This is a genomic window from Streptomyces sp. NPDC057877 (genome assembly GCF_042796855.1).
Classification (GTDB): Bacteria; Actinomycetota; Actinomycetes; order Streptomycetales; family Streptomycetaceae; genus Streptomyces.
In genome coordinates, this window is the sequence record NZ_JBHVMS010000008.1 from 305,864 (window position 1) to 331,521 (window position 25,658).

Annotated in this window: 20 protein-coding genes and 1 tRNA gene; 11 read left to right on the forward strand and 10 right to left on the reverse strand. The window is 71.1% G+C overall.

All coding sequences use genetic code 11. The features are described 5' to 3' along the window. The first annotated feature begins 81 nt into the window (after positions 1 to 81). Complete coding sequence (locus ACFVQG_RS25630; RefSeq protein ID WP_383387717.1) at positions 82 to 1,773, forward strand: cellulase family glycosylhydrolase; 1,692 nt, start codon at positions 82 to 84, stop codon at positions 1,771 to 1,773. A 62-nt stretch (positions 1,774 to 1,835) separates the two neighbouring features. On the opposite strand, the gene ACFVQG_RS25635 is transcribed toward ACFVQG_RS25630, so the two are convergent. From ACFVQG_RS25635 to ACFVQG_RS25655, 5 genes are all read right to left on the reverse strand, one after another. Continuing rightward, the gene (locus ACFVQG_RS25635; RefSeq protein ID WP_383387719.1) at positions 1,836 to 2,600 is read right to left on the reverse strand and encodes a hypothetical protein; all 765 of its coding nucleotides are present in this window, start codon (positions 2,598 to 2,600) and stop codon (positions 1,836 to 1,838) included. A 95-nt stretch (positions 2,601 to 2,695) separates the two neighbouring features. After that, positions 2,696 to 3,787, reverse strand: a complete 1,092-nt coding sequence (locus tag ACFVQG_RS25640) for a hypothetical protein (RefSeq protein ID WP_383387720.1) — start codon at positions 3,785 to 3,787, stop codon at positions 2,696 to 2,698. Positions 3,788 to 3,883: 96 nt separating this feature from the next. Then, positions 3,884 to 4,432 (reverse strand): DUF1062 domain-containing protein, encoded by a 549-nt coding sequence (locus tag ACFVQG_RS25645; RefSeq protein ID WP_383387722.1) that lies wholly within the window; start codon positions 4,430 to 4,432, stop codon positions 3,884 to 3,886. A gap of 168 nt (positions 4,433 to 4,600) precedes the next feature. Then, complete coding sequence (locus tag ACFVQG_RS25650) at positions 4,601 to 5,149, reverse strand: GNAT family N-acetyltransferase (RefSeq protein WP_383387724.1); 549 nt, start codon at positions 5,147 to 5,149, stop codon at positions 4,601 to 4,603. 54 nt (positions 5,150 to 5,203) lie between these two features. After that, positions 5,204 to 6,352 carry a hypothetical protein gene (locus ACFVQG_RS25655; RefSeq protein WP_383387725.1) on the reverse strand — a complete coding sequence of 383 codons (1,149 nt, stop codon included), beginning with the start codon at positions 6,350 to 6,352 and terminating at the stop codon, positions 5,204 to 5,206. Between the two features lie 412 nt (positions 6,353 to 6,764). Here ACFVQG_RS25655 and ACFVQG_RS25660 point away from each other — a divergent pair, with 412 nt between their 5' ends. Next, the gene (locus ACFVQG_RS25660) at positions 6,765 to 7,586 is read left to right on the forward strand and encodes a LamG domain-containing protein (protein WP_383387727.1); all 822 of its coding nucleotides are present in this window, start codon (positions 6,765 to 6,767) and stop codon (positions 7,584 to 7,586) included. A 199-nt stretch (positions 7,587 to 7,785) separates the two neighbouring features. On the opposite strand, the gene ACFVQG_RS25665 is transcribed toward ACFVQG_RS25660, so the two are convergent. The 3 genes from ACFVQG_RS25665 to ACFVQG_RS25675 all read right to left on the reverse strand — a co-directional run bounded on the left by ACFVQG_RS25665 (position 7,786) and on the right by ACFVQG_RS25675 (position 11,170). After that, positions 7,786 to 7,861: transfer RNA gene (locus ACFVQG_RS25665), tRNA-Arg, on the reverse strand. A 66-nt stretch (positions 7,862 to 7,927) separates the two neighbouring features. After that, entirely contained in the window at positions 7,928 to 9,631 is a 1,704-nt protein-coding gene (locus tag ACFVQG_RS25670) for an IclR family transcriptional regulator C-terminal domain-containing protein (protein WP_383387729.1), read from the reverse strand. Positions 9,632 to 9,883: 252 nt separating this feature from the next. Beyond that, positions 9,884 to 11,170, reverse strand: a complete 1,287-nt coding sequence (locus ACFVQG_RS25675; protein ID WP_383387730.1) for a M6 family metalloprotease domain-containing protein — start codon at positions 11,168 to 11,170, stop codon at positions 9,884 to 9,886. A 414-nt stretch (positions 11,171 to 11,584) separates the two neighbouring features. On the opposite strand from ACFVQG_RS25675, the gene ACFVQG_RS25680 reads away from it, so the two are divergent. Together ACFVQG_RS25680 and ACFVQG_RS25685 are read left to right on the forward strand one after the other, a co-directional pair. Continuing rightward, positions 11,585 to 12,232, forward strand: a complete 648-nt coding sequence (locus ACFVQG_RS25680; protein ID WP_383387732.1) for a TetR/AcrR family transcriptional regulator — start codon at positions 11,585 to 11,587, stop codon at positions 12,230 to 12,232. 242 nt (positions 12,233 to 12,474) lie between these two features. Continuing rightward, positions 12,475 to 14,046, forward strand: coding sequence for an MFS transporter (locus ACFVQG_RS25685; RefSeq protein ID WP_383387734.1), 1,572 nt, complete (start codon positions 12,475 to 12,477; stop codon positions 14,044 to 14,046). A gap of 100 nt (positions 14,047 to 14,146) precedes the next feature. Here ACFVQG_RS25685 and ACFVQG_RS25690 read toward each other — a convergent pair whose 3' ends face one another. Further along, on the reverse strand, positions 14,147 to 14,662 hold the full coding sequence (locus ACFVQG_RS25690; protein WP_383387736.1) for a MarR family winged helix-turn-helix transcriptional regulator: 516 nt from the start codon (positions 14,660 to 14,662) through the stop codon (positions 14,147 to 14,149). A gap of 123 nt (positions 14,663 to 14,785) precedes the next feature. On the opposite strand from ACFVQG_RS25690, the gene ACFVQG_RS25695 reads away from it, so the two are divergent. From ACFVQG_RS25695 to ACFVQG_RS25705, 3 genes are all read left to right on the forward strand, one after another. Beyond that, positions 14,786 to 15,577 carry a dioxygenase gene (locus ACFVQG_RS25695; protein WP_383387738.1) on the forward strand — a complete coding sequence of 264 codons (792 nt, stop codon included), beginning with the start codon at positions 14,786 to 14,788 and terminating at the stop codon, positions 15,575 to 15,577. A gap of 554 nt (positions 15,578 to 16,131) precedes the next feature. After that, the gene (locus ACFVQG_RS25700; RefSeq protein ID WP_383387740.1) at positions 16,132 to 17,130 is read left to right on the forward strand and encodes an RNA polymerase sigma factor RpoD/SigA; all 999 of its coding nucleotides are present in this window, start codon (positions 16,132 to 16,134) and stop codon (positions 17,128 to 17,130) included. A gap of 554 nt (positions 17,131 to 17,684) precedes the next feature. Further along, positions 17,685 to 18,479, forward strand: a complete 795-nt coding sequence (locus ACFVQG_RS25705; RefSeq protein ID WP_383387742.1) for a TetR/AcrR family transcriptional regulator — start codon at positions 17,685 to 17,687, stop codon at positions 18,477 to 18,479. 201 nt (positions 18,480 to 18,680) lie between these two features. Here the strand turns inward: ACFVQG_RS25705 and ACFVQG_RS25710 are convergent, their stop codons facing one another. Continuing rightward, complete coding sequence (locus ACFVQG_RS25710) at positions 18,681 to 19,646, reverse strand: helix-turn-helix transcriptional regulator (protein ID WP_383388101.1); 966 nt, start codon at positions 19,644 to 19,646, stop codon at positions 18,681 to 18,683. Positions 19,647 to 19,709: 63 nt separating this feature from the next. Between ACFVQG_RS25710 and ACFVQG_RS25715 the strand changes: the two genes are divergently transcribed. From ACFVQG_RS25715 to ACFVQG_RS25730, 4 genes are all read left to right on the forward strand, one after another. After that, complete coding sequence (locus tag ACFVQG_RS25715; RefSeq protein WP_383387743.1) at positions 19,710 to 21,236, forward strand: MFS transporter; 1,527 nt, start codon at positions 19,710 to 19,712, stop codon at positions 21,234 to 21,236. A gap of 197 nt (positions 21,237 to 21,433) precedes the next feature. After that, positions 21,434 to 22,195: a DeoR/GlpR family DNA-binding transcription regulator gene (locus ACFVQG_RS25720; protein ID WP_383387745.1), complete on the forward strand. Its 762-nt coding sequence runs from the start codon at positions 21,434 to 21,436 to the stop codon at positions 22,193 to 22,195. Next, positions 22,192 to 23,139: a 1-phosphofructokinase gene (gene pfkB, locus ACFVQG_RS25725; RefSeq protein ID WP_383387747.1), complete on the forward strand. Its 948-nt coding sequence runs from the start codon at positions 22,192 to 22,194 to the stop codon at positions 23,137 to 23,139. Before ACFVQG_RS25720 ends, pfkB begins: the two co-directional genes overlap by 4 nt. 340 nt (positions 23,140 to 23,479) lie before the next feature. Then, the gene (locus ACFVQG_RS25730; protein WP_383387749.1) at positions 23,480 to 25,534 is read left to right on the forward strand and encodes a fructose-specific PTS transporter subunit EIIC; all 2,055 of its coding nucleotides are present in this window, start codon (positions 23,480 to 23,482) and stop codon (positions 25,532 to 25,534) included. Positions 25,535 to 25,658 lie beyond the last annotated feature (124 nt).

The window sequence follows — 25,658 nt, forward strand, 5'->3', positions numbered from 1 at the left end:
CGTGTCCCTGGCGTGATGGCTTCATGGGAGCGCTCCCATAGCCCGTTCGCTCTCCCCAACCCCTCACTCCCAGGAGCCGCAGTGAGAACACGAAGGAGCACGATCCCAGGAACGCAGCACCTCCACCCCCTCCCCGCGGCCGTGCTGACGGCCCTGACCGCCCTGCTGGCCCTCCTCGCCGCCGCCCTGACCCCCGCCGCCCACGCCGCCGAGCCCGCGGCGGCCGGGACGGCGGCGGCCACCGGCCTCCACATCTCCAACGGCCGCCTCCTCGAAGGCAACGGCAACGATTTCGTGATGCGCGGCGTCAACCACGCCCACACCTGGTACCCGGGCGAGACCCAGTCCCTAGCCGACGTCAAGGCCCTCGGCGCCAACACCGTCCGCGTCGTCCTCTCCGACGGCCACCGCTGGACCAGGAACAGCGCCGCCGACGTGGCCGCGGTGGTGGCGGACTGCAAGGCCAACCGCCTGATCTGCGTCCTGGAGGTCCACGACACCACCGGCTACGGCGAGGAGGCCGCCGCCGGAACCCTGGACCACGCCGCCGACTACTGGATCAGCCTGCGGAGCGTCCTCACCGGCGAAGAGGACCACGTCGTCATCAACATCGGCAACGAGCCCTGGGGCAACACCAACCCCGCGGGCTGGACCGCCCCGACCGTCGCCGCCGTGCAGAAGCTGCGCGCCGCGGGCTTCCAGCACACGATCATGGTGGACGCGCCCAACTGGGGCCAGGACTGGCAGGGCGTCATGCGCGCCGACGCCCGGACCGTCTACGACGCCGACCCGACCGGCAACCTGATCTTCTCGATCCACATGTACAGCGTCTACGACACGGCCCAGGAGATCACCGACTACCTCAACGCCTTCGTCACCGCCCGGCTGCCTATCCTCATCGGCGAGTTCGGCGGCCCGCCCGACCAGTGGGGCGACCCCGACGAGGACACGATGATGGCCGCCGCCGAGCAGCTCGGCCTCGGCTATCTCGCCTGGTCCTGGAGCGGCAACACCGACCCCGTCCTGGACCTCGCCATCGACTTCGACCCGAGCCGCCTCAGCAGCTGGGGCGAGCGCGTCTTCCACGGCCCCCACGGCATCGCGCAGACGTCGAAGGAGGCCACGGTCTACGGTCCCGGCAACCCCGGCGACACCCAGGCGCCCACCGCCCCCGGCACCCCGGCGGCCTCCGGCGTGACGGCCACCTCGGCCACCCTGACCTGGCCCGCGGCCACCGACAACGTTGCCGTAACCGCTTACGACGTGGTCCGCGTGGGCGCGGGCACGGAGACCGTCCTGGCCTCCTCCACCACCGCCACGGCCACCCTGACCGGTCTGACCCCCGCCACGGCCTACACCCTGGCCGTCTACGCCCGGGACGCCGCGGGCAACCGTTCCCCCCGCTCGGCCACGGTGACCGTCACCACCGACCGGGACCCCGGCAACCCCGGCACGTCCTGCGCCGTCACCTACCGGGTGGTGGGCGAGTGGCCGGGCGGCTTCCAGGCCGACCTCGTCGTCCGCAACACCGGTACGGCCCCGCTCAACGGCTGGACCCTCGCCTTCGCCTTCCCCGACTCCCAGACCGTCAGCAACATGTGGGGCGGCACCCCGGCCCAGTCCGGCACGACGGTGACGGTCACCCCGGCCGCCTACACGGCGACGATCCCGGCGGGCTCCTCGGTCCAGCTCGGCTTCACCGGCACCAGGACGACGACCAACGGCTCCCCGGCCACGTTCACCCTCAACGGCACGACCTGCACGAGCGGCTGACGCCCGGCGTCACCGCACCGGGGCCGGTCCGCGCCACGTCACCGCGGACCGGCCCCGGTACGTCAGACCACGTCGACGAAGTCGCCGGTGGCCTTGACGGCCGAGGTGGTGGCGGTGCCGCCGAAGTTCCAGCGCCAGTAGCCGTCGCGGGCGGCGGTCACGGTCGTCCGGAGCTGTCCCGTGCTGCTGCTCCGCACGGTCTTCACGGTGGTGTACGTATCGCTGCCCTTCGGACGGAACTGGAGCCGCACGGACTGGTTGGTGTAGCCCGCGTAGACGTACCTGTCCCAGTTGGCGCGGGTCAGCTTGCCCGTGACGGTGATCGTCCTGCCCTTGGCGACGGGCTCGGGGGAGGCGTTGACGCTGAGCTTGGCACGCCGCTGGACGGGATGCTCCTTGTAGTCGTCCCCGTAGTAGTCGCCGTCCTTCGACTGGAGCTGGACGTACACGTCCCAGGGCCCGGCGAGGGTGTTGCGGGGCAGGTCGATGTCCCGTTCGAGGGTCACCGTCAGCTTGCAGGTGGAGGTGGTGGAGCTGACGGCCGTACAGGTCGGCACGCCGTGGTACGACCAGTAGTCGTCCCCCTTCTCCCGGTCGATTTCGAGGAAGGCGCCGCTGTGCCTGATCCCCGAGTCGTCGGAGGCCGTCACCGAGATCGTGAACGACTCCGTCCTGGATATACCGAAGACGATGTTCTTGCCACCGTTCACCGACACCTTCTCGATGACCACATCGGTCTCCGCCGCATGCGCGACGGGCACGGCGAGGACGGAACCGGAAAACAGGAGGGCACCGGCAACTCCGGCCCTCACGAGGGTGGTACGCATGAATCCCCTGATCCCTGAAAGCGGCGCGTGAGGCGCCAAGTGGCGTGACAATACGGCATGTTCGCCTGGGACGCGCCGAGAGGTGAGCCGCGAGGTCAGGACCGCGTAGCGACCCCGCACTCGGCGTCCGCCCCGCCCTCCCGCATACGCTCGTCCATCGACGTACTCCGGTCGTACGGATCGACTGTGGCCCCGTCACCCGCCCCCGTACGCTCGTCCCCGAACTCGGGGGTGAGATAGCCGGTGAAGGTGTCGCAGCCGCCGTTGGTGGTGTCCACGGAGTAGGAGACGAGGGAGAAGGTCCCCGGGTCGATGACGACCTTCGCGGGATCGTCCCAGCTCATCACGACTTCCCGCCGCACGATGGTCCGCACGACTTCGTCGCTGCCCTCCTCGGCCCGCACGACGGGATAGACGTAGGTGACATCGGTGGTCACCTCCAGGGCCCCCCGCTCACCCTCCCGATAGCTGACACGCCCACGCGTCTTGACGACGTCCCCGACGACCCGTACGTCACTCTTCTCGAACCGGCTGAAGAGGAGCAGGGGATCGTTCTCGCGGCTGGGCTCGCGGAAGGCGGTGCCGAGGAAGTCCCGCACGTCGGACTGGTGCGGATTGACCAGCGCGATGGCGTCGGCGGGCCGCTCCCCCCGCAGCACACCGGGATCGAGACTGGAGGCGACAAGGAAGTCCCGGGACCGCTCGAGCGCCTGAGCGACCTGCTCCTTGCTCATCCAGCCGGTGGCTCGCGCCGCAGGAAGGTGAATCCCGGCGACCCCGTCACTCCACCGCGCGGCGGGCGACCCCCTGAAAGGCTGCTCGAGCGTCGGCGGTTGCTCGATGCCCTCAGTCGGCGGCGCCTGCGACGGCTGCCCGGTCTCCGCCCCCAGCGGTTCGCCGCCGCCCCCTGCCCACCGCCAGGGCGCCAGCGCGACGACGAGCAACCCGACCACCACGAGCACCCCAACGACGTACCACCCCGTGCGCCCCCCACGCCGAGGCGGCTGATACGTCCGCCACCCCTCATCCCGCGGCGCCCGCCCGGCAGCCTCTTCCTCCCGCAACCGCCGAGCCACCATCCGCGCCCGCGCCGACGGCTCCTCGGGCGCCCCCGACCCCCCGGCCTCGGCCTCCCGAAGGAAGCGCTCCCACTCGTCGTCGGATATCGGTGCCTGCTCCTTGCCCACGATGCCGTTTCCCGCCCTTTCCGCACGCGTCAGCCACTGACTGACTCCGCATGATCACACACCTCCGCCCGTCTGCTCCCAGGGAGGACTGAGGGCTCAGCGCTTGAGCGTGAAGGTGAAGTCGTCGGAGAGCCTGCCGCTCAACCGAACCGCCGAAACGACCTTCCCCTCCGCGACGAGCCGCTCGACCTCGGCCCGCGACAGACCGCAACCCTCGGCGATGACGCGCACCGGCCGAACAGGTATCCGCGCCGCGAACCGAACCGAGACGTCGATCACCTCACGGTCCAGGTGATCCGACCCGCTGGTGTCGAGCCGCCAGGCGCCCGCCCAGTCCAGGGCGATGCGATTGCGACGCAGCACGACCGCGTCCCGGAGCAACTCGGCCGCCAGCACAGGATCGTTGTCGTGCATCCGCTCCAGCAGCTCAGGCCGCACGGAGCGCACGTGCACCCGCTCCAGCACCGTGAGCTTGGCCGTGTCCCCGCAACCCGCACAGAGCACGAGAAGCCAGGCATCGAGAAGCTTGTGGTGGGCGTTGACGCGAAACTTGCCGTTCGCCCGGAACCGCCCGCACGCGCACGCGTGACAACGGCGGAGAACGGTCGGCAGACAGGTGGGCATGACCACCCAGCTATGAAGCACAGGAACACACCGATTTCAGTGAGAAGTCCGCAGCAAGAAGCAGCGCGGCGCACGCACACGCGCGACGCGCGACAGATCAGCTCTCGGGAGGTCTCACACGGTGTACAACGGCACGTCCTTGCCAAGACGACTCGGTCGGGCAGCACGCTAACGGCCCACAGAGGCCTGCTACCACCGTTTTTCTTGGCGCGCCTTCCACTCCTCGACGAGAAGCCCAAGCAGCACCTCGTCCAGGAACTCCCCCATCACCCAGGCCGAGGAACGCAGCACACCCTCACGAACGAACCCGTTCCGCTCAGCGGAGCGCAACATCGCGGCGTTGTCCGACAGCGTCTCGATCTGCAACCGCCGCAAACCACGTACGACAAAGCCGTAATGACACAGCACCGCGACCACATCGGTGCCGTACCCCTTGCCACGGCAGGACGGCAGCAGCCCCAGCCCGATGTGCGCGGACCGGTTGTGGTTGTCGATGCCCCACAGGGTCGCGGTACCGACGAGCGTGCCACCGCCCAACTCCACGACGGAGAAGGGAACATGCCCCTGCTCCTTGTCGTCCACCACAAGCCGCGGATCCTTCGACCCGGGTGTGATCGGCCGCCACGGCCCACTCTCGGCCCGCGAGCCGTTGACCACGTCGTCGTACAGCTCGGCTCGCAGGACCGGAATGTCTTCCTCGTGCCGGGCCCGCAGCCCGACCTTCCCACCCTTCAGCATGCAGGCTTACTAGCCGACCGACCTGGGCCACGGCAATCGAATAGCCCGGGGCCGTCAGCGACCGCCGGTCAGCAGCACCGGGCTCGTCAGACCCGCCGCCCCCCAGTCGTTCGCGGCGACGGTGACTCCCCGCGAGGTCCACGTCAGTCCGGCCAGATACCGACTACCGGCCGCGCCGCCCTCCGGTACGCCCAGGTCCGACCACCGTCCGTCGCGCAGCCGCATCACATAGGGCCTGCCGTCCGCCTGCTCCCCGGCGACCGTCACCCCGCCCGGCGCCAGGGCCAGGTCCTTCACACGACCGGCGCTCGCGGGAGCCGACACCTGCTGCCAGGCACGGCCGTTCCAGTGCGCGACCAGGGCATGCCCACGGTCCTCGTCGTCGTCCAACTTCCGCCCCGCGGCCCAGACATCACCCGCACCCCGCGCCTCCAGGTCGATGAGTTCACCGTTGACCCCGTCGTACGGGACCGCGACCCGGGACCAGGACCTGCCGTCGTAGTGCAGCATCGCGGGCTGGTCCTCGGCGGTGTACCCGGACACCCACACGTCGTCGTCGGCGACGGCGGCGACGGAGTTCACCATCAACGAGGAGGCACCCGGCACGCGCACGAGCCGCCACGCCTCCCCGTCCCAGTGCTGGACGACCGCCTCATTGTGCGTCTCCTGAATGACCCCGCCAGGTACGTCCGCATGAGGCACCTCGCTGTCGACGACAGTGATCCACCCGACCGCCCACACGTCATCGCCCGCCCGAGCCGACACATCGAGCAGCCCGGCGTCGTTGATCACCACGTCTTCCGGCACCGGCGCTTCGACCACCCGCCAGGTGCTGCCGTCCCAGTGCTGGGTGTGGATGGCCCCCCGCTGCCCCTCGTGATCCCCGACGGCCCAGGCGTCGTCCTCCCCTACGGCATCCAGCGAGTTGATCCGGTTGGTACTACCACTCCCGGCAAACCCCTGCATCGGCACCTGCCGCCATCCACCCGCGTCCCCGTCCCGGGCCAGCAGCAACGGCGTCGTGGGCCGCACCTTCCCCTCCCCACTCACCCCTACGCCGTACGCCCACGTGCTGTCGTCGTCCACCCTCGTAACGCCGTACAACAGCGCGCTGCCCACCCCCGCCAGATCGGCCGCGGACCACCTCGCCTCGCCGTGCGCCGTGCCACCCGACACGGCCACGGCGGCCACGGCCAGTGCCACGACAGCGACTCTCGTCCGCCCACGAACCCCACTCATACTGAACTCACCTGGCTCTGTTCCCGGTCTCGGTGTCGGTGCCTGCACCTGTTCCCAGTGCGGTGACCGGGGCCGGGGGTTGCGGCGCGGCCGGAATCCGTGGGCCGGTGCCCTTCACGCGTGGTCCGGGGCCCTGCCGACCGGCCCGGGGCCGTGATCCACCAAGGCGGGGGACAGACCACTCCGCGACGGGCTGCTGGTCGGCACATCTGGACCGGCCAGCACGGCTCAGCGCAGTCGCTCTGCCTGCTCATACTCGACTGCCGCCAGGGCAGGCCGAGATGCGAGCCGGACGACCGAAACTCCTTGCGCCGGAAGGAGCGGGACTGGAAGATCGCTTCAGCATTTCGACCGGATTCTCAAAAAGAGGGGGGACATGCACGACAGACACCGTGCCGCGTTGGTGGCATTGGGCGCCGTCGCGCTCTCGTTCACACTCGGCGCGCTCCCTGGCGTCGCCTACGCGGCCGACAAGGGACACGGCCCCCGGGCTGAGGAGACGCCGCTGAACCGGGAGGGCTACTGGCCCCTGGAGGAGGCGCCCGGCGGCATCGCTGCCAACGTGGAGCCCGGGGGCCTGCCGCTGACTTTGCACGGCGGTGCTTGGATCTACCGCAACGAGGACATCTTCGGAGATCCCGCACTGGTTGATCAGGGCGATCTCAGGCTCGACGGCGACGGTGACTGGGCGGCGACATCAGCGGCACCGGTCAGCGGGAACGGGAGCTTCACTCTCGCCGCTCGCGCTCGCTTGGCCGCGGTCGACGACCGAACGCAGACGGTCCTCTCACTTCCGGGCTCTGACGCCGACCGCATGGCCATCCGGTACCAGGCGGCCAGTGGGAAGTGGGAAGTCGTGGTGTCCACCAAGGACAAGGCGAATGCCCCGCAAGTGGTCATCACTGAGGAGCAGGCCTTGCCCGATGCCGATCCCTACGGCGTGGGCGACCACTTGGCCGTCGTCTTCGACGCCCCTGCTCAGGAGCTTCGCCTTTATGTGAACGGCCAACTGGCCAACACCTCCACCGCCCTGGACACCACCTCGTGGACGGCCGCGGGTGGCCTTCAGGTGGGCCGCTCCGCGACCCGCGGTGAGTACTTCGAGGGCACCGTGGACGAGGTGCGCGCCTACTCCGGCGCCGCGAACCCGACGATGATCAGTCAGATGGCCGCCCTGACGGGAGTCCCCGACCTCTGAGTACCAGCCGGTCACGCCAGTAGGGACATGCAGCCCCTCCGAGCCTCCGCACCCAGGACGCCCGCGAGCGGAGGCTCGGGCACGGGCGCCGCTTCTTCTTCCCCCGGGTCCTGTCGGGGATCTTGGTGAGCGGGGTCCTCGCTGTGTCAGAAGTGGACGCAAAAGGCCCCGGACCATGATCGGTCCGGGGCCTCCTGCCTGGTGCCCCCGGCAGGATTCGAACCTGCGACACCCGCTTTAGGAGAGCGGTGCTCTATCCCCTGAGCTACGAAGGCGGGGCGCTGCCGTCTGTGTAGGCGGCGGCGTCACAAGGTTAGCGGATCAGGGGCGGGGTGTGGGGGTCAGGTCAGGGAAGGGCGGGTGAAGCGGGAGGCGGTGTGGAGGTCTGCTTCGATGGCGGAGGCTGTGGCGGTGAGGGGCGGGAGGATGTGGTCCAGGCATTCGCTGACCGTGCGGCGGGCCGCGTGGGTCGCGACGTTGATGGCGGCGATGGCCTTGCCGGTGCGGTCGCGGATGGGGACGGCGATGGAGCGCAGGCCCTCTTCCAGTTCCTCGTCGACCAGGGCGTAGCCCTGGGTTCGGGTGAGGGACAGGCGCTTCCTCAGCGCGGTGACGTCCGTGATCGTGTGGGGGGTCAGCGGGTGCAGGGGGCCCAGCGTCAGTTCGTTCGGCTCGTGCGCGGCGTCCGCCAGCAGGACCCTGCCCATGGAGGTGGCGTAGGCCGGTAGGCGGGTGCCGATGGTGATGTTGACGCTCATGATGCGGGTGGTGGCCACCCGGGCTGTGTACTGGATCTCCCGGCCGTCGGGGGTGAGGGTCGCGAGTGATGCCGACTCGTGGATCTCCCGGGTCAGGGCCGCCAGGTGGGGGGAGGCGATGTCCGGGAGTGAGGTGCGGGAGAGGGGTGGGAAGCCCAGGGACAGGGTTCGGGGGGTGAGGGCGAAGGTGCGGTGCGGGGTCTGCGTGGCCAGGCCCAGGTGTTCGTACGTGATCAGGGCGCGGCGGGCCGTCGCTCGGGCCAGGCCCGTTGCCCTCGCGACCTCCGTGAGGGTCAGCTCGGCGCGGCCCTCGCCGAAGGCCGTGAGGACGGTCAGGCCTCTCGCCAGGGATTCGATGAACTCGCGGCCCAGTTGTTGTTTTGATGCGCCCGTCCAGATCGCCAGGTTGGAGGGGGGTGGTCCGGGTTGGGGGGTGGGGGCCGTTCGTAGGTCCTCCTCCATTGCCGCTACCGCTGTGCGGAGGCGGGGGAGCAGGGTGTCCCGCAGGGCCGTCGCCGAGTGGCGGCTCGTGTGGCTGACGATGCTTGCCACGCAGGCGATCCGGGACGTGGCCGGGTGCCGTACCGGGACTGCCACTGCTACCAGGCCCGGTTCGATCAGTTGGTCGTCCAGGGACCAGTCGTTCCTGGACGCGGCTTCCGTCCGGGACCTGAAGTCCTCGTCCGGGATCCGGGGGCCTCTCGGGGGGAGGGTCGGGAACGTCTCGTCCTGCGGGTCCGACGCGCGGCGCGTCTCCCAGTCGTGCCAGTCCCGCTGCGACCACTCCGTCGCGAACAGCGCGCCCGGTGCCGTGCGTTCCGCGGGCAGCAGGTCGCCGATGCGGAAGCTGAGGGACATCGCTCTGCGTCGGGTGGCCTGGTGGATGAAGCGGATGCCGTCACCGTCGCCGACCGCCAGGGACACCGACTCGTCCAGCTCGTCGGCGAGGGCCTCCGCCCGTGCCCCGAGCAGGGCGGGCAGACGGAGGGCGGCCAGGTAGGCGTTGCCCAGTTCCATCAGGCGCGGGGACAGGGTCACGTCGCGGCCGTCCAGGCGGACGTATCCCATGCGTGCCAGGGTGGCCGTGATGCGGTCCACCGTGGAGCGGGCGAGGCCCGTGGCGCGCTCCAGTTCGCTGGGCGTCAGCGTGCCGTCGGCCTCCGTGAGGCGTTGCAGTACGGCGATCCCGCGGATCAGCGGTGTGACCGCCTCGGTCGGGGCGGCGGCGGGCTCGTCGGCGGCCCGGCTCCGGGGCTGTGCCTGCTGCGTCGGGGTGTTGGCGGGCATCGGGTATCGGGTCTCCGGTACGGCGGTGGCGGCAGGGCCAACCGTAATGCCGACCGGGATGGGTCGGGATGGGCCGGGTGGACTGGGATGGGCCGGGTGGGCCTGGGTGGAGCGGGATGGGCCGGGTGGGCCTGGGTGGAGCGGGATGGGCCGGGGGGCCTGCGTGGACCGGGATGGGTGGCGGTTCGGTCACGGGGAGGGTTCACCGCCGTCGGCCCTCGGATGCGACCGTCATTTCCTGGTCGACCCCTCCTACCGCCGCGTCACCCGCACCACGTGATCCCCCGCCAACGTCACCCCCGCCACCTCCACCCGAATCCCATGCCGCGGGTCCTTGAACGTCTCCCCGGGGGCGAACGCCGCGTCGGACAGTTCCGCGTGGACGTTCGGGCTGCGGGTGCAGCCGCCGCTGTCGCGGTGGGAGTCGTAGACCGTGACCGGGCCCCGGCCGGTGTCCACCTCCGCGTCGACCTTGTAGATCAGTACGCCCGGACGGCACACGGCCTCGTCGTTGCCGCCGCGGGTGCGCAGTTCCATGGCGTAACCGGTGCTCTCGTCGACGGGTATGAAGACGAGCTTGGGGCCGCCCGTGCGGGAGAGCGGGGTGAGGAGGTGCTCCGTGGCGCCGGGGAGGGACGCGCAGGCGACCTGGTGGGCGTCCAGCCAGCCCAGCTTCCACTTGTGCCAGCCGAGCAGGTCGTTGTTGGCGCCCCAGTCCTCGCTCATGATGTCCCAGTGGCCGACCGCGCCCCCGCCCTCCTGGGTGTAGAGGTCGGGCAGGCCGAAGACATGGCCGTTCTCGTGGGGCAGGACGCGGTAGCCGGTCCTGGCGTAGGAGCCGGAGCCGTCGTCTTGGCGGGAGTAGACGAAGGAGGCGTTGGCCACGGGTACGCCGTCCGCGGTCGGGGCCTCCGTGTTGCCCGCGAAGGTCACGGAGAGGACGGTGTCCAGGGCGGACGGGCCCGCGTTCGGGGTGACCAGCACGTTCAGGAGGTCGTACGCGCTGAAGTCCACCTTGGGGTCCGCCGTGGCCACGATGTCCTGGACCAGCTGCCGGTAGCCGGGGTCGAAGGGGGCGCCGCGCTCTATGCCGTACGCGCGGAAGGGCTTCGGCATGCGGAGCCAGCCGCGGATCGGGGTTTCCGGGCGGTAGTCGAGGCGGCCGTAGGAGCTGGTGCGGAACCACTTCCGGGTCTGCGGGAAGAACTCGCGGAAGCGGGACCGCGCGCTGCCCTTCCCGGGGGCGTCCGAGAAGTCGATCATCAGGGTCAGGGCCCGTACGGTGCCCGTGGAGCGGGTGTAGCCCGTAGGGGTCGGGATGCCCTCCGACATCTGTACTTCCAGGCCGCCGTCGATCATGCAGGGGCCCAGCGCCGAGGAGTGCGCCGCCGACAGCGGGCGGGCCCCGGCCGTCGTGTTGCCCGGCAGCAGGTGGCCGGTGCCCGCCGAGGTGCTGACCGTCAGGGTCAGGGCGGTCACGGCCGTGAGGGCGGCCGCGCGCCGCGCGCGTATCCGACGGCTCCTCGGCAGCGGCTGCATGCATGGACCTTTCGCTCCAGGCAGCCACCGGTCTCCGGCTGCACCCTCTTGATCACCATGTGCCGAGGCGGGCGCGGGCGCGCGCTGGAGGAGACCGATCGTGGGACCGGGGAGGGGTGTGACTCAGGTCACGGGAATTGTTCGGCCGGGCGGGAAATAAGCGGGGATCCAATCCCCGTTTAGCTTGGTGTTCGGGTTAACCGGGGAGCGCCTCCCCGGTTAGCCCCCGGATAGCCCGGTCGGTGACCCGTCACCGGTCGTTCGTCGTTCGTCGCCGGTCATCGGTCGTTCGTCGTCCGTCGTTCGTCGCCGGTCATCGGTCGTCCGTCTCCGTCGTCGGTCGTCAGTTGTCCGTCGGCGGTCGACGGTCATCGGTCATCGGTCAACCACCCGCCCACACCCAAGGAGCACACCGTGCAAACCGCGCCCCCCGTGCGACGCAGGACGACCCGGCCCCGTGCCGACGCCCTGCGCAACCGGGAGCGGATCGTCGCCGCCGCCCGTGAGATGTTCGTCGAACACGGCCCCGACGTGCCGCTCGACGACATCGCCCGCCGGGCCGGGGTCGGCAACGCCACGGTGTACCGCAACTTCCCCGACCGTGACTCCCTCGTCCGCGAGGTCGTCTGCTCGGTGATGGAGCGCACGGCGCGGGCGGCCGAACAGGCGCTCGCCGAGAACGGTGACGCGTTCTCGGCGCTGGAGCGCTTCGTGCACACCGCCGCCGATGAGCGGATCAGCGCGCTGTGCCCGATGATCTCCAGCACCTTCGACCAGCACCACCCCGATCTGGAAGCGGCCCGGCTGCGGGTCGAGCGGCTCGTCGCGGAGGTCATGGACCGTGCCACGGCGGCCGGTCAGCTCCGCGCCGACGTGGGCGTGGGCGATCTGATGATCGTCGTCGGCCAGCTCAGTCGGCCCCCGGCCGGGCTCGAATGCCTCAGTGTCGACCGCTATGTCCACCGTCATCTCCAGCTGTTCCTGGACGGTCTGCGGGCCCCGGCCCGCTCCGACGACCTGCCGGGGACGTCCATGACATTGGAGGACCTGCGGAAGTCCTGAGCGTGATCGCACGTTGAGCACCCATCGGCGATGAGTTCTCGGGCGTACGACAGTCCCTCACTCCGAACCTTCACCAGTCGCCTCTACCAGTTTCGGCCCCTACCGGTCGGCCTCGACCGGTCGGCCTCGACCAGTCGGCTCTGCTAGTCGGCACCTACCAGTCCAACCACCCGAACCGAACCACCACACGTCCCGTACGAGTACCGAAATTTCCGTCACGAAGTCCCGAAGTGGGTACCACCATGTCTGAAACAGTCCGAAGCACCTCGGGTGCTTCCGACGTTCCCGGCGTCACCGGCGCTTCAGCCGCCCCGGTCCCGGATCCCGGTCGCTGGAAAGCGCTCGTCTTCATCGCGCTCGCCCAGCTGATGGTCGTCCTCGACGCGACCATCGTGAACATCGCGCTGCCCTCCGCCCAGGAGGACCTCGGCATATCCGACGGCAACCGCCAGTGGGTCGTCACGGCCTACGCCCTCGCCTTCGGTGGTCTGCTGCTGTTCGGCGGCCGGATCGCCGACCTGTGGGGCCGTAAGCGCACCTTCGTGCTCGGTCTGGTCGGCTTCGCCGCCGCCTCCGCGCTCGGCGGTGCCGCCACCAACGAAGCGATGATGTTCGGCTCCCGAGCCCTCCAGGGCGTGTTCGGCGCGCTGCTCGCGCCCGCCGCGCTCTCGCTGCTCGCCGTGATGTTCACGGACGCCAAGGAGCGTGCCAAGGCGTTCGGCATCTACGGTGCGATCGCCGGTGGCGGTGGCGCCGTCGGTCTGATCCTCGGCGGTTTCCTCACCGAGTACCTGAACTGGCGCTGGACGTTCTTCGTGAACATCCCGTTCGCCGTGGTCGCGGCGGCCGGTGCCTACCTGGTCATCCGTGAGCCCAAGGGCGGCCGCAACCGTTCCCCGCTCGACATCCCGGGCGTGGTCCTGTCCACCCTCGGCCTGGTCGCGCTGGTGTACGGCTTCACGCGCGCCGAGTCCGACGGCTGGAGCGACGCGGTGACCGTCACCATGTTCGTCGCCTCGGTCGTGCTGCTCGCCACGTTCGTCGCGGTCGAGGCCAGGGTCAAGGCCCCGCTGCTGCCGCTGCGCGTGATCACCGAGCGCAACCGCGGCGGAATCTACCTCTCGCTGGGCCTGGCGATCATCGCGATGTTCGGCCTGTTCCTGTTCCTGACGTACTACCTCCAGATCGTCAAGGGCTACTCGCCGGTGAAGACCGGCTTCGCGTTCCTCCCGATGATCGTGGGCATGATCACCGGATCGACCCAGATCGGCACCCGGCTGATGACCCGGGTCGCCCCGCGCCTGCTGATGGGCCCGGGCTTCCTGGTCGCGGCCCTCGGCATGCTGCTGCTGACCCAGATGGAGATCGACACCTCCTACGCCGCGGTGCTGCTGCCCGCGATGCTGCTGCTGGGCCTCGGCATGGGTACGGCGTTCATGCCCGCGATGTCCCTGGCCACCCAGGGCGTCGAGCCCCGGGACGCCGGTGTCGCCTCCGCGATGGTCAACACCTCCCAGCAGGTGGGCGGCGCGATCGGTACGGCCCTGCTGAACACGATCGCCGCCTCCGCGACGACCTCGTACATCGAGGACCACATCGGCTCGGCGGGCTCCCAGGCCCAGGCGCAGCTGGTCCAGCTCCAGGGTCAGGTGCAGGGCTACACCAGCGCCATCTGGTTCGCCGTCGGCATCCTGGTCGTCGCCGCGGCGATCGCCATGACCTTCGTCAACGCGGGCAAGCCCAACATGGGCGCCACCGCGGGCTCCGTCACCGGGGCCGAGGACGAGGTCGCGGTGCCGGTGGTCGCGCACTAGCCGTACCACCCCTTCGGGTTCCCCAGCACCACCCGTACGGACGGGGAAGGGGACGCCTCGTCCGTACGGTCCCCAGCGGGCCTGCCCAGGAGTCGCGCGCTCAGCGCAGCCAGGGCAGGTCCGCGCCCGCTTCCTTGGGCTGAAGTCCCTCGGCGACGATCTCCATGATCTCGCCGAGGGACTTCTGCTGTTCCGGGGTGAGCCGGTCGAACAGCGCCTGGCGTACGGCGGCCACATGGCCCGGCGCGGTGCGCCGCAGCACGTCGTAGCCCTCCTCCGTCAGTACGGCGAGCTGGCCCCGCTTGTCCGACGGGCAGTCCTCACGGCGTACCCAGCCGCTTCTCTCCAGCCGGGCGACCGCGTGGGAAAGCCGGGAGCGGGTGATCTTCGCCTGCATGGCCAGCTCCGTCATCCGCAGCCGCCGGTCCGGCGCCTCGGCCAGCTTGACCAGCAGGCCGTAGTAGACGTGCGGCATCCCCGCGTCCCGCTGGAGCTGACGGTCGAGGTGGTCCTCGAGCAGGGTGGCGGCGTGCAGGTACGAGCGCCAGACGCGCTGTTCCCCGGCGGTGAGCCACACGGGTTCGTCGGGAGGGGGAGAGGCGGGGGGCGTGTTCATGGGTCCACTGTACGAGGGGACTCCTTGAAATTTAAACAAGCTACTTCTTGAAGCTTAAACAAGCGGGTCGTATCGTGGGCACCGACGCAAGTGCTTGAGATTTGAAGCAAAGGAGTCGCCGTCATGACCGCCGCCGCACCCGCGCGCATGCCCACCCTCTACCTCAGCCACGGCGCCCCGCCCCTCGCCGACGACCCGGTCTGGCCCGGCCAGCTCGCCGCCTGGTCCGCCGACCTGCCGCGCCCCAAGGCCGTCCTCATGGTCTCCGCCCATTGGGAAGAGGCCCCGCTCGCCATCGGCGCCACCGAGCCCGTCCCGCTCGTCTACGACTTCTGGGGCTTCCCCGAGCACTACTACCGGGTCCGCTACGACGCCCCGGGCGCCCCCGAGCTGGCCGAGGCGGTACGGAAGCTGCTGCGCGCGCCCGGTACGCCCGTGCAGGACATCCCGGACCGCGGGCTCGACCACGGCGCCTACGTCCCGCTCGTCGAGATGTTCCCGGCCGCCGACATCCCGGTCCTCCAGATCTCCATGCCCACCCTGGACCCGGTGCGCCTGATGGAGATCGGCCGCAAGCTGGCCCCGCTGCGGGACGAGGGCGTGCTGATCGTCGGCTCCGGCTTCTTCACCCACAACCTCGCCGCGCTGCGCCACACCGGCGGAGGGGTGCCGGGGTGGTCGGCCGAGTTCGACGACTGGGGGCGCCGGGCGCTGGACGCTCGGGACGTGGACGCCCTGCTGGACTTCGCTCGCAAGTCGCCCGCGGGGCGGCTCGCCCACCCGCGCACCGAGCACTTCGCCCCGCTGTTCGTGACGATGGGCGCGGCGGACGCCGCCGGGGAACTGGGGGAACAGAAGTCGGTGATCGACGGGTTCTGGATGGGCCTGGCCAAGCGGTCCGTGCAGTTTGGGTGAGGGTGAGGGCGAGGGCGAGAGCGAGGGCGAGGGTGAGGGTGAGAGCGAGAGCGAGGGCGAGGGCGAAGGTGAAGGTGAGCGGGCGGTCGGGCGGGCGCGGCAACCTTCGGGCGGCATGGTTCGTCTAGAGGGTTGGGGGGACCAACGGCGGTGTTCCCCGGGAGTCGACCGGTGCTCCCAGGGGGTCGACCGGCGGCGGTGTTCCTGGGGGAGTCGGCGAGCGGCGGTGCTCCTCGGGAGTGAAGGTCGCGACACCGAGTGTGATGGCCATCTCACGCGCGGAGAGGCCGGACGGCTCGACGGCGGCCCTCGAATGGCCCGGCTACCGGGCCTGACCTGGGGCTCTGTACCTATCGGGGCCCGCTCGCCACCCTCGGGGGCCCGTTGCGGCTCAACAGGGTACTGCATGATCAGAAAAATTGAGGGGTGGGTTGGGAATTCTGTCCTGATTCCAGTCGTTGTTTCCATCGGATGCCGGGCACCCGGGGAGAGTGCCGAGAGCCCCAGGCGTCCCAAGGACCACCCGCTGACCTCACCATCGCAAGGGAGCACGCATGGCAACCCGTGCCGTCGCCCGTCGTACGTCCGCCAACGGCGAGACCCTCGACGCGGCACGCAGTGTTCGCGGCCATGGCGGCGAGATCGCCGACCGCGATCTGGTCGGCATGTATCTCGACGAGATCGCTCGGACACCGCTGCTCGATGCCGCCAAGGAAGTCGAGCTGTCCCAGACGATCGAGGCGGGTGTGTTCGCCCAGCAGGTCCTCGACGGATACGAGGAGTCGAAGACCGACGCCAGCCGCGAGGAGCTGGAAGCCCTGGTCGCCGAGGGGGAGCGGGCCAAGGACGTCTTCATCCGCTCCAACCTCCGCCTGGTCGTCGCCGTCGCCCGGCGCTACCCGCGCAGCGGCCTGCCCCTGCTCGACCTGATCCAGGAGGGCAACGCGGGCCTGGTGCGCGCCGTCGAGAAGTTCGACTACCGCAAGGGCTTCAAGTTCTCCACGTACGCCACCTGGTGGATCCGTCAGGCCATCACCCGCTCGATAGCCGACCAGTCGCGCACCATCCGGCTGCCCGTCCACCTGGTGGAGGAGCTGGGCCGGATCCGGCGCGTGCAGCGCGAGTTCAACCGCGAGCACGGCCGTGAGCCGGAGCCCACGGAGATCGCCGCCGAGCTGGGCTCCACGCCGGAGCGCGTCATCGACGTGCTCGACTGGGCCCGGGACCCGGTCTCGCTGAACATGTCGGTGGACGACGAGGGCGAGACCCAGTTCGGTGACCTCCTTGAGGACACCTCGGCGGTGTCGCCGGAGCAGTCGGTGCTGACGCTGCTGCGCAGCGAGGAGCTGGACGACCTGATCGGCCGCCTCGACCAGCGCACGGCCTCGATCATCAAGATGCGGTACGGCATCGAGGACGGCCGGGAGCGCACGCTGACCGAGGTCGGCAAGGAGCACGGCCTGACCCGCGAGCGCATCCGCCAGATCGAGAAGCACGCGCTGCTCGAGCTGAAGAAGCTGGCCCGCCAGACCGGCTTCGACGCGGCGGCCTGAACCGAGGACCGGTCGGCCTGAGTCGAACACCGGTCGGTCTGAATCGAGGACCGGTCGGCTTCGCGTCCAGGATCCGTCGATCCGAACCCGGGGCCGGTCCGGTGAATACCCGGCCGGTCACGGGAGTGGCGTGGCGTGACGTCCGCTTCCGGGGCGCGTACGGTTGCATGACCGCCGGTAGCGTACGACCGGGCCCAGCCGCGTACGCCGGGTGGCGCAAGCCCGCGCAAACATGGCCGTGTAACGTCGCTTCAATCGGCCCGGCCCCGGGAACAAGACCCCAGGGCAGGCACAGGAGTTCGGGCTCGTTTGCTCCTGGCGTGCCCGACCCGAACACTCCAGACCGTCACCGGTCTGGCCGAGACCACGTCCCGTCGCACACCCCCCCCAGCGCCGGGACCTTCCCCGCCGGGCTTCGGCGCCTTCCCCCGGGCGTCGGAGCCCGGCCCTTTTGTGAGCCAGGGGCGTGCCAGAGAGCGGGGCACCCCGTACCTGAACACCGGGGTGGCCCGCTCCGGATGGCAGATTGTGCCACAGAGGCATAGCCTGCCGACGTGAGCAGCACCACCCCTTCGTCGTTTCCGCCCGGATCCTCCGCTTCCTCCGCCTCCGCTTCCGCTTCCCCGTCTCTCACCGAGCGGCGGAAGGCCGCGACGCGGATGGAGATCGCTCGTGCGGCGGCCCGCCTCTTCGTCACCCATGGACTGCGCGGCACCCGCGCCGAGGACATCGCCCAGGCCGCCGGGATCGCCCCGCGCACCTTCTACCGCTACTTCGCCACCAAGGAGGAGGCGGTCGCCCCCCTCTACGCGGCGGGCGCCCAGCGCTGGGCCGAAGCGGTGCGCACCGCCCCCGCCGGACTGTCCGTGCCGCAGGCCCTCGAACACGCCGTCCGCCACACCCTCACCCCCGGCGCCGGGGTCTCGGCCGCCGCCTGGGAATGGGCCCGCACCCTGATCCGCCTCGCCCGCACCAGCCCCGGTCTGCGCAAGGTGTGGGCCGAGGTGTGCCAGGAGGCGGAGGGCGGGCTGGCGAACGTACTGGCGGAGCGGGAGAGGGCGGAGCGGCTGGCTCGGGAGACAGCGGAGCGGGAGAGGGCGGAGCGGCTGGCTCGGGAGACAGCGGTGCGGGAGGAGGAGCCGGTGGCACCGGACAACGTTGCCGACGAGGGCGCCGTCTCTCCCCACCTCCGTTTCGCCGCCGCCGTCGCCAGTGCCGCCGTACGCGTGGCGGTGGAGTCGTGGGCGGGCAGTGACGATCCGTACGACGGTGCCAGCGGGCCGGTGGAGTCGGCGCTGCGGAACCTGGGGGCGCTGCGGGGGTTCCCCTGGGAGGAGCGCGGCGACTGAGGACCGCCTCCGCGGGTGATTGAGACCTGCCCCTGCGGGGACTGGGACCAGTCCCCGCAGGCGACTGAAACCGTCCCCGCGAGGCGACTGAGGCCCGCCCCCGAGGCCGCCTGAGACTCCCCGTCCCTGCGAGGACTGAGACCCGTCCCTGTGGGGGTTGAGACCCGTCCCCGCGGGGGCTGAGACCCGTCCCCGTGATGGCTATCCGCCCCCGGCCCGGCTAAGGCGCCCGCCCAACTCCCGTACGCAGGTCACCAGTTCCTCCGGCTCGTGGACGGTGAAGTCCCAGCCCAGCATGGCCAGCCGGGCCGCCAGCCACTCCATCGGGTCGGCGGTCGTCGCGCGCAGGCGGCAGCGGTCGGGGCCGAGGGGTTCGGGGGTGCCGAGCCAGGCGGGCACGCGGGCCGCGACGGCCTCGGCGGGGGCGGCGAGGGTGACCGTGAAGTCGTAGGTCTCGCGATGGCGGTGGATGGAGCGCCGGAGGTACTCCGCCGCGCTGCCCGTCGGCAGCTCGCGCGGGGTGAAGCGGGCACCGGTGGCGAAGGGGCTGCTGACCCGGTCGACGCGGAAGGTGCGCCAGTCGTCGCGGCCGAGGTCGTAGGCGACGAGGTACCAGCGCCGTCCGGTCGACACCAGCCGGTACGGCTCGGTCAGCCGTCGGGACTCGGCGCCGTCCTTCGCCCGGTAGGCGAACCGCAGCCGCTCGTGCCCGGCCACCGTGGACGCCATCACGGTCAGTGTCTCGGGGGCGATGCTCGGTCCGTCTCCGCTGGTCAGCGGGGTGGTCGCGGCCTGGAGGGTGGTGACGCGATGGCGCAGCCGGGAGGGCAGCACCTGCTCCAGCTTGGCCAGGGCACGCACCGACGCCTCGTCCACGCCCTCGACGGCGTGCCCGGCCCCGGCGCGCAGGCCGACCGCGATCGCCACCGCCTCCTCGTCGTCGAGGACGAGCGGCGGCAGCGCCTTGCCCGCGACGAGCCGGTAGCCGCCGTCGGCGCCCATCGTCGCCTGTACGGGATAGCCGAGGTCGCGGAGCCGGTCGATGTCCCGCCGGACCGTGCGCCGGGAGACCCCGAGGCGCTCGGCCAGCTCGCCGCCAGGCCATTCGCGGGGCGTCTGGAGGAGGGAGAGCAGTTGGAGGAGCCGTGCCGGGGTGTCCGTCGTCATGTCTACGAGGATGCCGCGAATGTAGGACATGATCTGTCCTACTGGGGTCCTAGCTTTCTGGGCATGACCTCCACGACATCCTCCGAGACGACTCCCGGTACGGGCCCCGGTACCGACCCCGGCACGGGCGACCGGCGCCGCTGGCTCGCCCTCGCGATCATCATGACGGCGGCCTTCATGGACCTCGTCGACGTCACGATCGTCAATGTCGCGATCCCCTCCATCCAGCGGGACGCGGGCGCGTCGTTCAGCCAGATCCAGTGGATAACCGCCGGTTACGCGCTCGCCTTCGCCGCGGGCCTGATCACCGGCGGACGGCTGGGCGACATCCACGGCCGCAAGCGGCTGTTCCTCGTCGGCATCGGCGGCTTCACGGTCGCGTCCGCGTTGTGCGGGTTCGCCGTGAACCCGGAGATGCTGGTCGCCTCCCGGATCCTCCAGGGCGGGATGGCGGCGCTGATGGTGCCGCAGGTGCTGGCGATCGTGCACGCCACCTTCCCGGCGCACGAGCGGGGCAAGGTGTTCGGGCTGTTCGGCGCGATCGTGGGGCTCGGGGCCGTGTCCGGGCCGCTGCTGGGCGCGCTGCTGACGCAGTGGAACCTGTTCGGGCTGGAATGGCGCCCGATCTTCCTGATCAACCTGCCGGTCGGCATCGCCGGGCTGATCCTCGGCCGCCGCTTCATCACCGAGTCCAAGGCCCCGCAGGCGCTGCGCCTGGACCTGGTGGGCGTGGCACTGGTGACCCTGGGGCTGCTGATGCTGCTGTATCCGCTGACCCGCGGCCATGAGCTGGGCTGGCCGCTGTGGGGGTACGTGTCGATGGGCGGCGCGCTGGTGGTGTTCGGGGCGCTGGTGGCGTACGAGCGGCGCAAGAGCGCGCGGGACGGTTCGCCGCTGATCGAGCTGTCGCTGTTCCGGGTCAAGAGCTTCGCGGCGGGCATCGCCGTACAGACCGTCTTCGGGATCGGGCTCGGCATCTTCTTCCTGGTGTGGACGCTGTACATGCAGATCGGCCTGGGCTGGAGCCCGCTGCGGGCCGGGCTGACCGGGGTGCCGTTCTCCATCGCGGTCTCGGTGGCGGCGGGGATGTCGGTGCAGAAGCTGGTGCCGCGGTTCGGGCGCAAGGTGCTCCAGGCGGGCGCGCTGGTGCTGGGCGCGGGCCTGCTGATCTACCTGTGGGAGGCCGAACGGTACGGCCTCTCCATCTCCTCCTGGCAGATGATGCTGCCGCTGGTCGTCATGGGTGTGGGCATGGGCCTGATCTTCGCCCCGCTGACGGACGCGATCCTGTCGGAGGTGCCGCACGAGCACGCCGGTTCGGCGTCCGGGCTGATCAACACCGTGCAGCAGATGGGCAACGCGCTGGGGCTCGGGCTGGTGTCGGTGGTGTTCTTCGGCGTGATCGACGAAGGGGTGGCTCCGGCCCGGGTCGGCGCGGAGTTCGTGGACGCCTTCCAGTACGCGGTCGGGTGGGTCGCGGCGGTGATGGGCGTGATCTTCCTGCTGATGTTCGCGCTGCCCAAGCGGCCCGCACAGCATGTGGAGGGCTCGGTTCCGGAGGTGGCCAAGGAGCCTGAGCTGGTGGGCTGAGCGGGGTGAAGGGCGGGGCCCGGCGTCGGGGACACGACGCCGGGCCCCGCCGTCTGCGCTCCCCGGCCGCCCCCGGTTGGGTCCGTTCATGCCCGGTTAGAGTCCGACCCTGTTTACTTTCCGGAAATCCGGGCGTAGCCTCCGACTGAAACCACACGTTCGGGCAGAAACCCAGGCGGAAGCGGAGGCGAACGGGCATGTACGCACCGGAGCGGCAGCAGGAGATCCTCCGGCTCGCCCGGGACAGCGGGCGAGTGGACGTCGTATCCCTGGCCGAGGAACTCCAGGTGACCGCGGAGACGATCCGCCGGGACCTGAAGGCCCTCGACCGCGCGGGCCTGGTCCGCCGCGTGCACGGAGGCGCGATCCCGGTCGGACGGCTGGACTTCGAGCCGGACATCGCCGAGCGCGAGTCCACGGCAGCCGACGAGAAGGACCGCATCGCCAAGGCCGCCGTAGCGGAACTGCCGGGCGAGGGCACACTGATCCTCGACGCCGGTACGACCGTGGCCCGCCTCGCCGCCGCCGTCCCGCTGGAGGCCGACCTCACCGTCGTCACCCACAGCCTGCCCATCGCCGCCCGCCTCGCCGACCACCCCGGCATCCAGCTCCATCTCGTCGGGGGGCGCGTCCGGCACCGTACGCGCGCCGCCGTGGACGCCTGGGCGCTGCGGGCCTACGGCGAGATCCGCGCCGATGTGCTCTTCGTGGCCGCCAACGGCTTCTCCGCCGAACACGGCCTGACCACCCCCGACCTCGCCGAGGCCGCGGTGAAACGGGCGGCGATGGCGGCGGCCCGCCGCGTCGTCCTGCTCGCCGACTCCGCCAAGCACGGCCAGGAGCACTTCGCCCGCTTCGGCGACCTGAGCGATGTGGACCTGCTGGTCACCGACAGCGGGCTGAGCCCGGAAGACGCCGCCGCCATCGAGCGCGGCGGCACGGAAGTAGTGCGCACATGATTCTCACCGTCACCCCCAACCCGTCCCTCGACCGCACCTACGAGGTCCCCTCCCTGGAACGCGGCGAAGTCATCCGCGCCAGCGGCGAACGCATGGACCCCGGCGGCAAGGGCGTCAACGTCTCACGCGCCGTCGCCGCCGCCGGACGGCGCACGGTCGCCGTACTGCCCCTCGGTGGTGCGCCCGGCGCACTCGTCGCCGAACTCCTCGACGCCCAGGGCATCGAGGTGGCACCGGTCCCGCTGGCCGGGGCCACCCGCTCCAACATCGCCCTCGCCGAGGCGGACGGCGTACTGACCAAGATCAACGCACCCGGCCCCGAACTGTCGGCGGCCGAACAGGAACTGCTCCTGGAGACGGTACGACAGCAGTCCCGCGACGCCGACTGGATCGCCTGCTGCGGCAGCCTGCCCCGCGGACTCGCCCCCTCCTGGTACGCCGACCTGGTCGCCCGGGCGCACGCCGCGGGCACCCGCATCGCCCTCGACACCTCCGGCCCCGCACTGCTCGCCGCGCTGCGCGAACGCCCCGACGTCGTCAAGCCGAACGCCGAGGAACTCGCCGAGGCGGTCGGACGGCCACTGGCCACCGTGGGCGACGCGGTGAAGGCGGCCGAGGAACTGCGGGAGCGCGGCGCGGGCGCCGTCCTCGCCAGCCTGGGCGCCGACGGGCAACTCCTCGTCGACGCCGCGGGCACCTGGTACGGCAACGCCCGCGTCGACGTCGTACGCAGCAACGTCGGCGCCGGTGACTCCTCCCTCGCCGGGTTCCTGATCGCGGGCGGCGGCGGCCCGGACGCCCTCGCCTCCGCCATCGCGCACGGCGCGGCCGCCGTACAACTGCCCGGCAGCGTGATGCCGACGCCGCGGGACCTGGATCCGGCGGCGGTGACGGTGACGGCGGACGTGCCGGTGGACCGGGAGCTTTCGGAGGCGGTGTCATGACGGGGCGGATGGCTTTGCCGCGGTCATCGGGTGCCGGTTCGTGGCGTGCGCTGAGTGCTCCCCGGCGCGCGTGGGGGGCGCTGAGTGCTCGCCGGTGCGTGTGGGGGGCGCTGAGTGCTCCCCGGTGCGCGTCGGGGGCGTCCCGGCGTTCACCGAGGTGGGGCGGCTTCGCCTTACTCGCCGTCGGTCACCACCGCCCCAGGGTTCAGGCCAGCACGGTCCCCACGGCCGACACCACCAGCCCCACAGCCCCCCACCGCACCCCCGTCCCTACCCCCGTCCCCACCCTCGCCCACCACCCCACCCCACAACGGGCGATACGCGTGCTAAGGAGCCCGCGATGAGCGACATGATCACTGCGGAACTGGTCGATCTCGACCTGTCCGCCGACACCAAGGAAGCCGCGGCACGCGCCCTCGCCGAGCGCATGGTCGCCCTCGGCCGGGTCACCGACCTCGACGGGTTCCTCGCCGACGTGGCGGCCCGTGAGGCGCAGATGCCGACCGGCCTCGACGGCGGCATCGGGATCCCGCACTGCCGTAGCGAGCATGTCACCGAGCCGACGCTGGCCTTCGGGCGCAGCGCGGCCGGGATCGACTTCGGCGCGGCGGACGGCCCCGCCGACCTGATCTTCCTGATCGCCGCGCCCGCCGGGGCCGACGACGCCCACCTGACGATCCTGTCGGCGCTGGCCCGCAAGCTGATGGACGCCGAGTTCACCGGTGCGCTGCGGTCGGTGACGAGCACGGCCGACGCGGCGGCGCTGATCCGGGGTGAGGGCACCCCGGCCGCCGACGCACCGGCCGCCGAAGACTCCGTGGCGGCGCCGGTGGCGGCCTCCGCCGACGCCGCCACGGAAACCGACAGCGCGGGCGAGGCACCGGCCGCCCGCCCGTTCCGTATCGTCGCCGTCACCTCCTGCCCCACCGGCATCGCGCACACCTACATGGCCGCCGAGTCCCTGGAGAACGCGGGCCGGGACACCGAAGGCGTCGAGATCGTCGTCGAGACGCAGGGCTCGGCCGGGTTCACCCGGCTTGACCCGGCGGTGATCGCTGCGGCGGACGGCGTGATCTTCGCCCACGACGTCGCCGTACGCGAGAAGGACCGCTTCGCCGGGAAGCCCACCGTCGACGTCGGGGTGAAGGCGGGCATCAACCGGCCCGCCGAACTCATCGCCGAAGTACGGGCCAAGGCAGCCCGCGGCGAGGTCACGGCCGCCGCCCGGCCCGGCTCGCCCGTGGACCGCGCCGGTGAACCCGGCGAGGGCTACGGCACCAAGCTGCGCAAGTGGCTGATGTCCGGCGTCAGTTACATGGTCCCGTTCGTCGCCGCGGGCGGTCTGCTGATCGCGCTCGGCTTCGCGATCGGCGGCTACCAGATCAACGAGGCCAAGTCCGTCACCGAGCACTTCGACTGGGGACAGGTCGACAGCTGGGGCGCGCTGCTGTTCCAGATCGGCGCCGCCGCCTTCGGCTTCCTCGTCCCGGTCCTCGCCGGATACATCGCCTACGGCATGGCCGACCGGCCCGGTCTCGTCCCCGGCTTCGTCGGCGGCGCGATCTCGCTGACGATCGGCGCCGGGTTCCTCGGCGGTCTGGTCGCCGGTCTGATCGCCGGTGCGGTCGTCCTCGCCATCCAGCGCATCGACATCCCACCGGTGCTGCGCGGGATCATGCCGGTGGTGGTGATCCCGCTGGTGTCCTCGGCGGTGGTCGGGTTCCTGATGTTCGTGGTGATCGGCAAGCCGATCTCCGAGGCGCAGAACGGCCTCACCGACTGGCTGAACGGCCTCTCCGGCACCAACGCCGTCCTTCTCGGCGTCCTGCTCGGCCTGATGATGTGCTTCGACCTCGGCGGCCCCGTCAACAAGGTCGCGTACACCTTCGCCACGGCCGGTATCTCCGTCGCCGCGCCCAGCGACTCCGCGATGAAGATCATGGCCGCGGTGATGGCGGCGGGCATGGTGCCGCCGCTGGGCATGGCGCTGGCGACCGTGGTGCGCAAGCGCCTCTTCACCACCGCCGAGCGCGAGAACGGCAAGGCCGCCTGGGTGCTGGGCGCCTCCTTCATCTCCGAGGGCGCGATCCCCTTCGCCGCCGCCGACCCGCTGCGGGTCATCCCGGCCTCGATGGCGGGCGGCGCGGTCACCGGCGCGCTGACCATGGCCTTCGGCTCGACCCTGCGCGCCCCGCACGGCGGCGTCTGGGTCACCTTCCTGATCGGCTCGCCCTTCCTCTACCTGCTGGCCATCGCGGCCGGTACGGCGGTGACGGCGGGCCTGGTGATCCTGCTGAAGGGCATGCGCAAGCCGGTAACGGGAGCCGAGCCCTCCGAGGCGGCGGGCGGCACGACGGCCACCGCGACCGGCACCAAGCAGGCGGTGGCGGCGTAACGCATCCGCGGTCCGCGGCCCACAAGGCCGTGGCGGCGACTGGGCGGCGCGGGTCGGGGGACCTGCGCCGCTCGGCGTTCGTGCGGGGGTCGTGTGTACGGGCGGTGGGTGCGGGGGTGCGGGG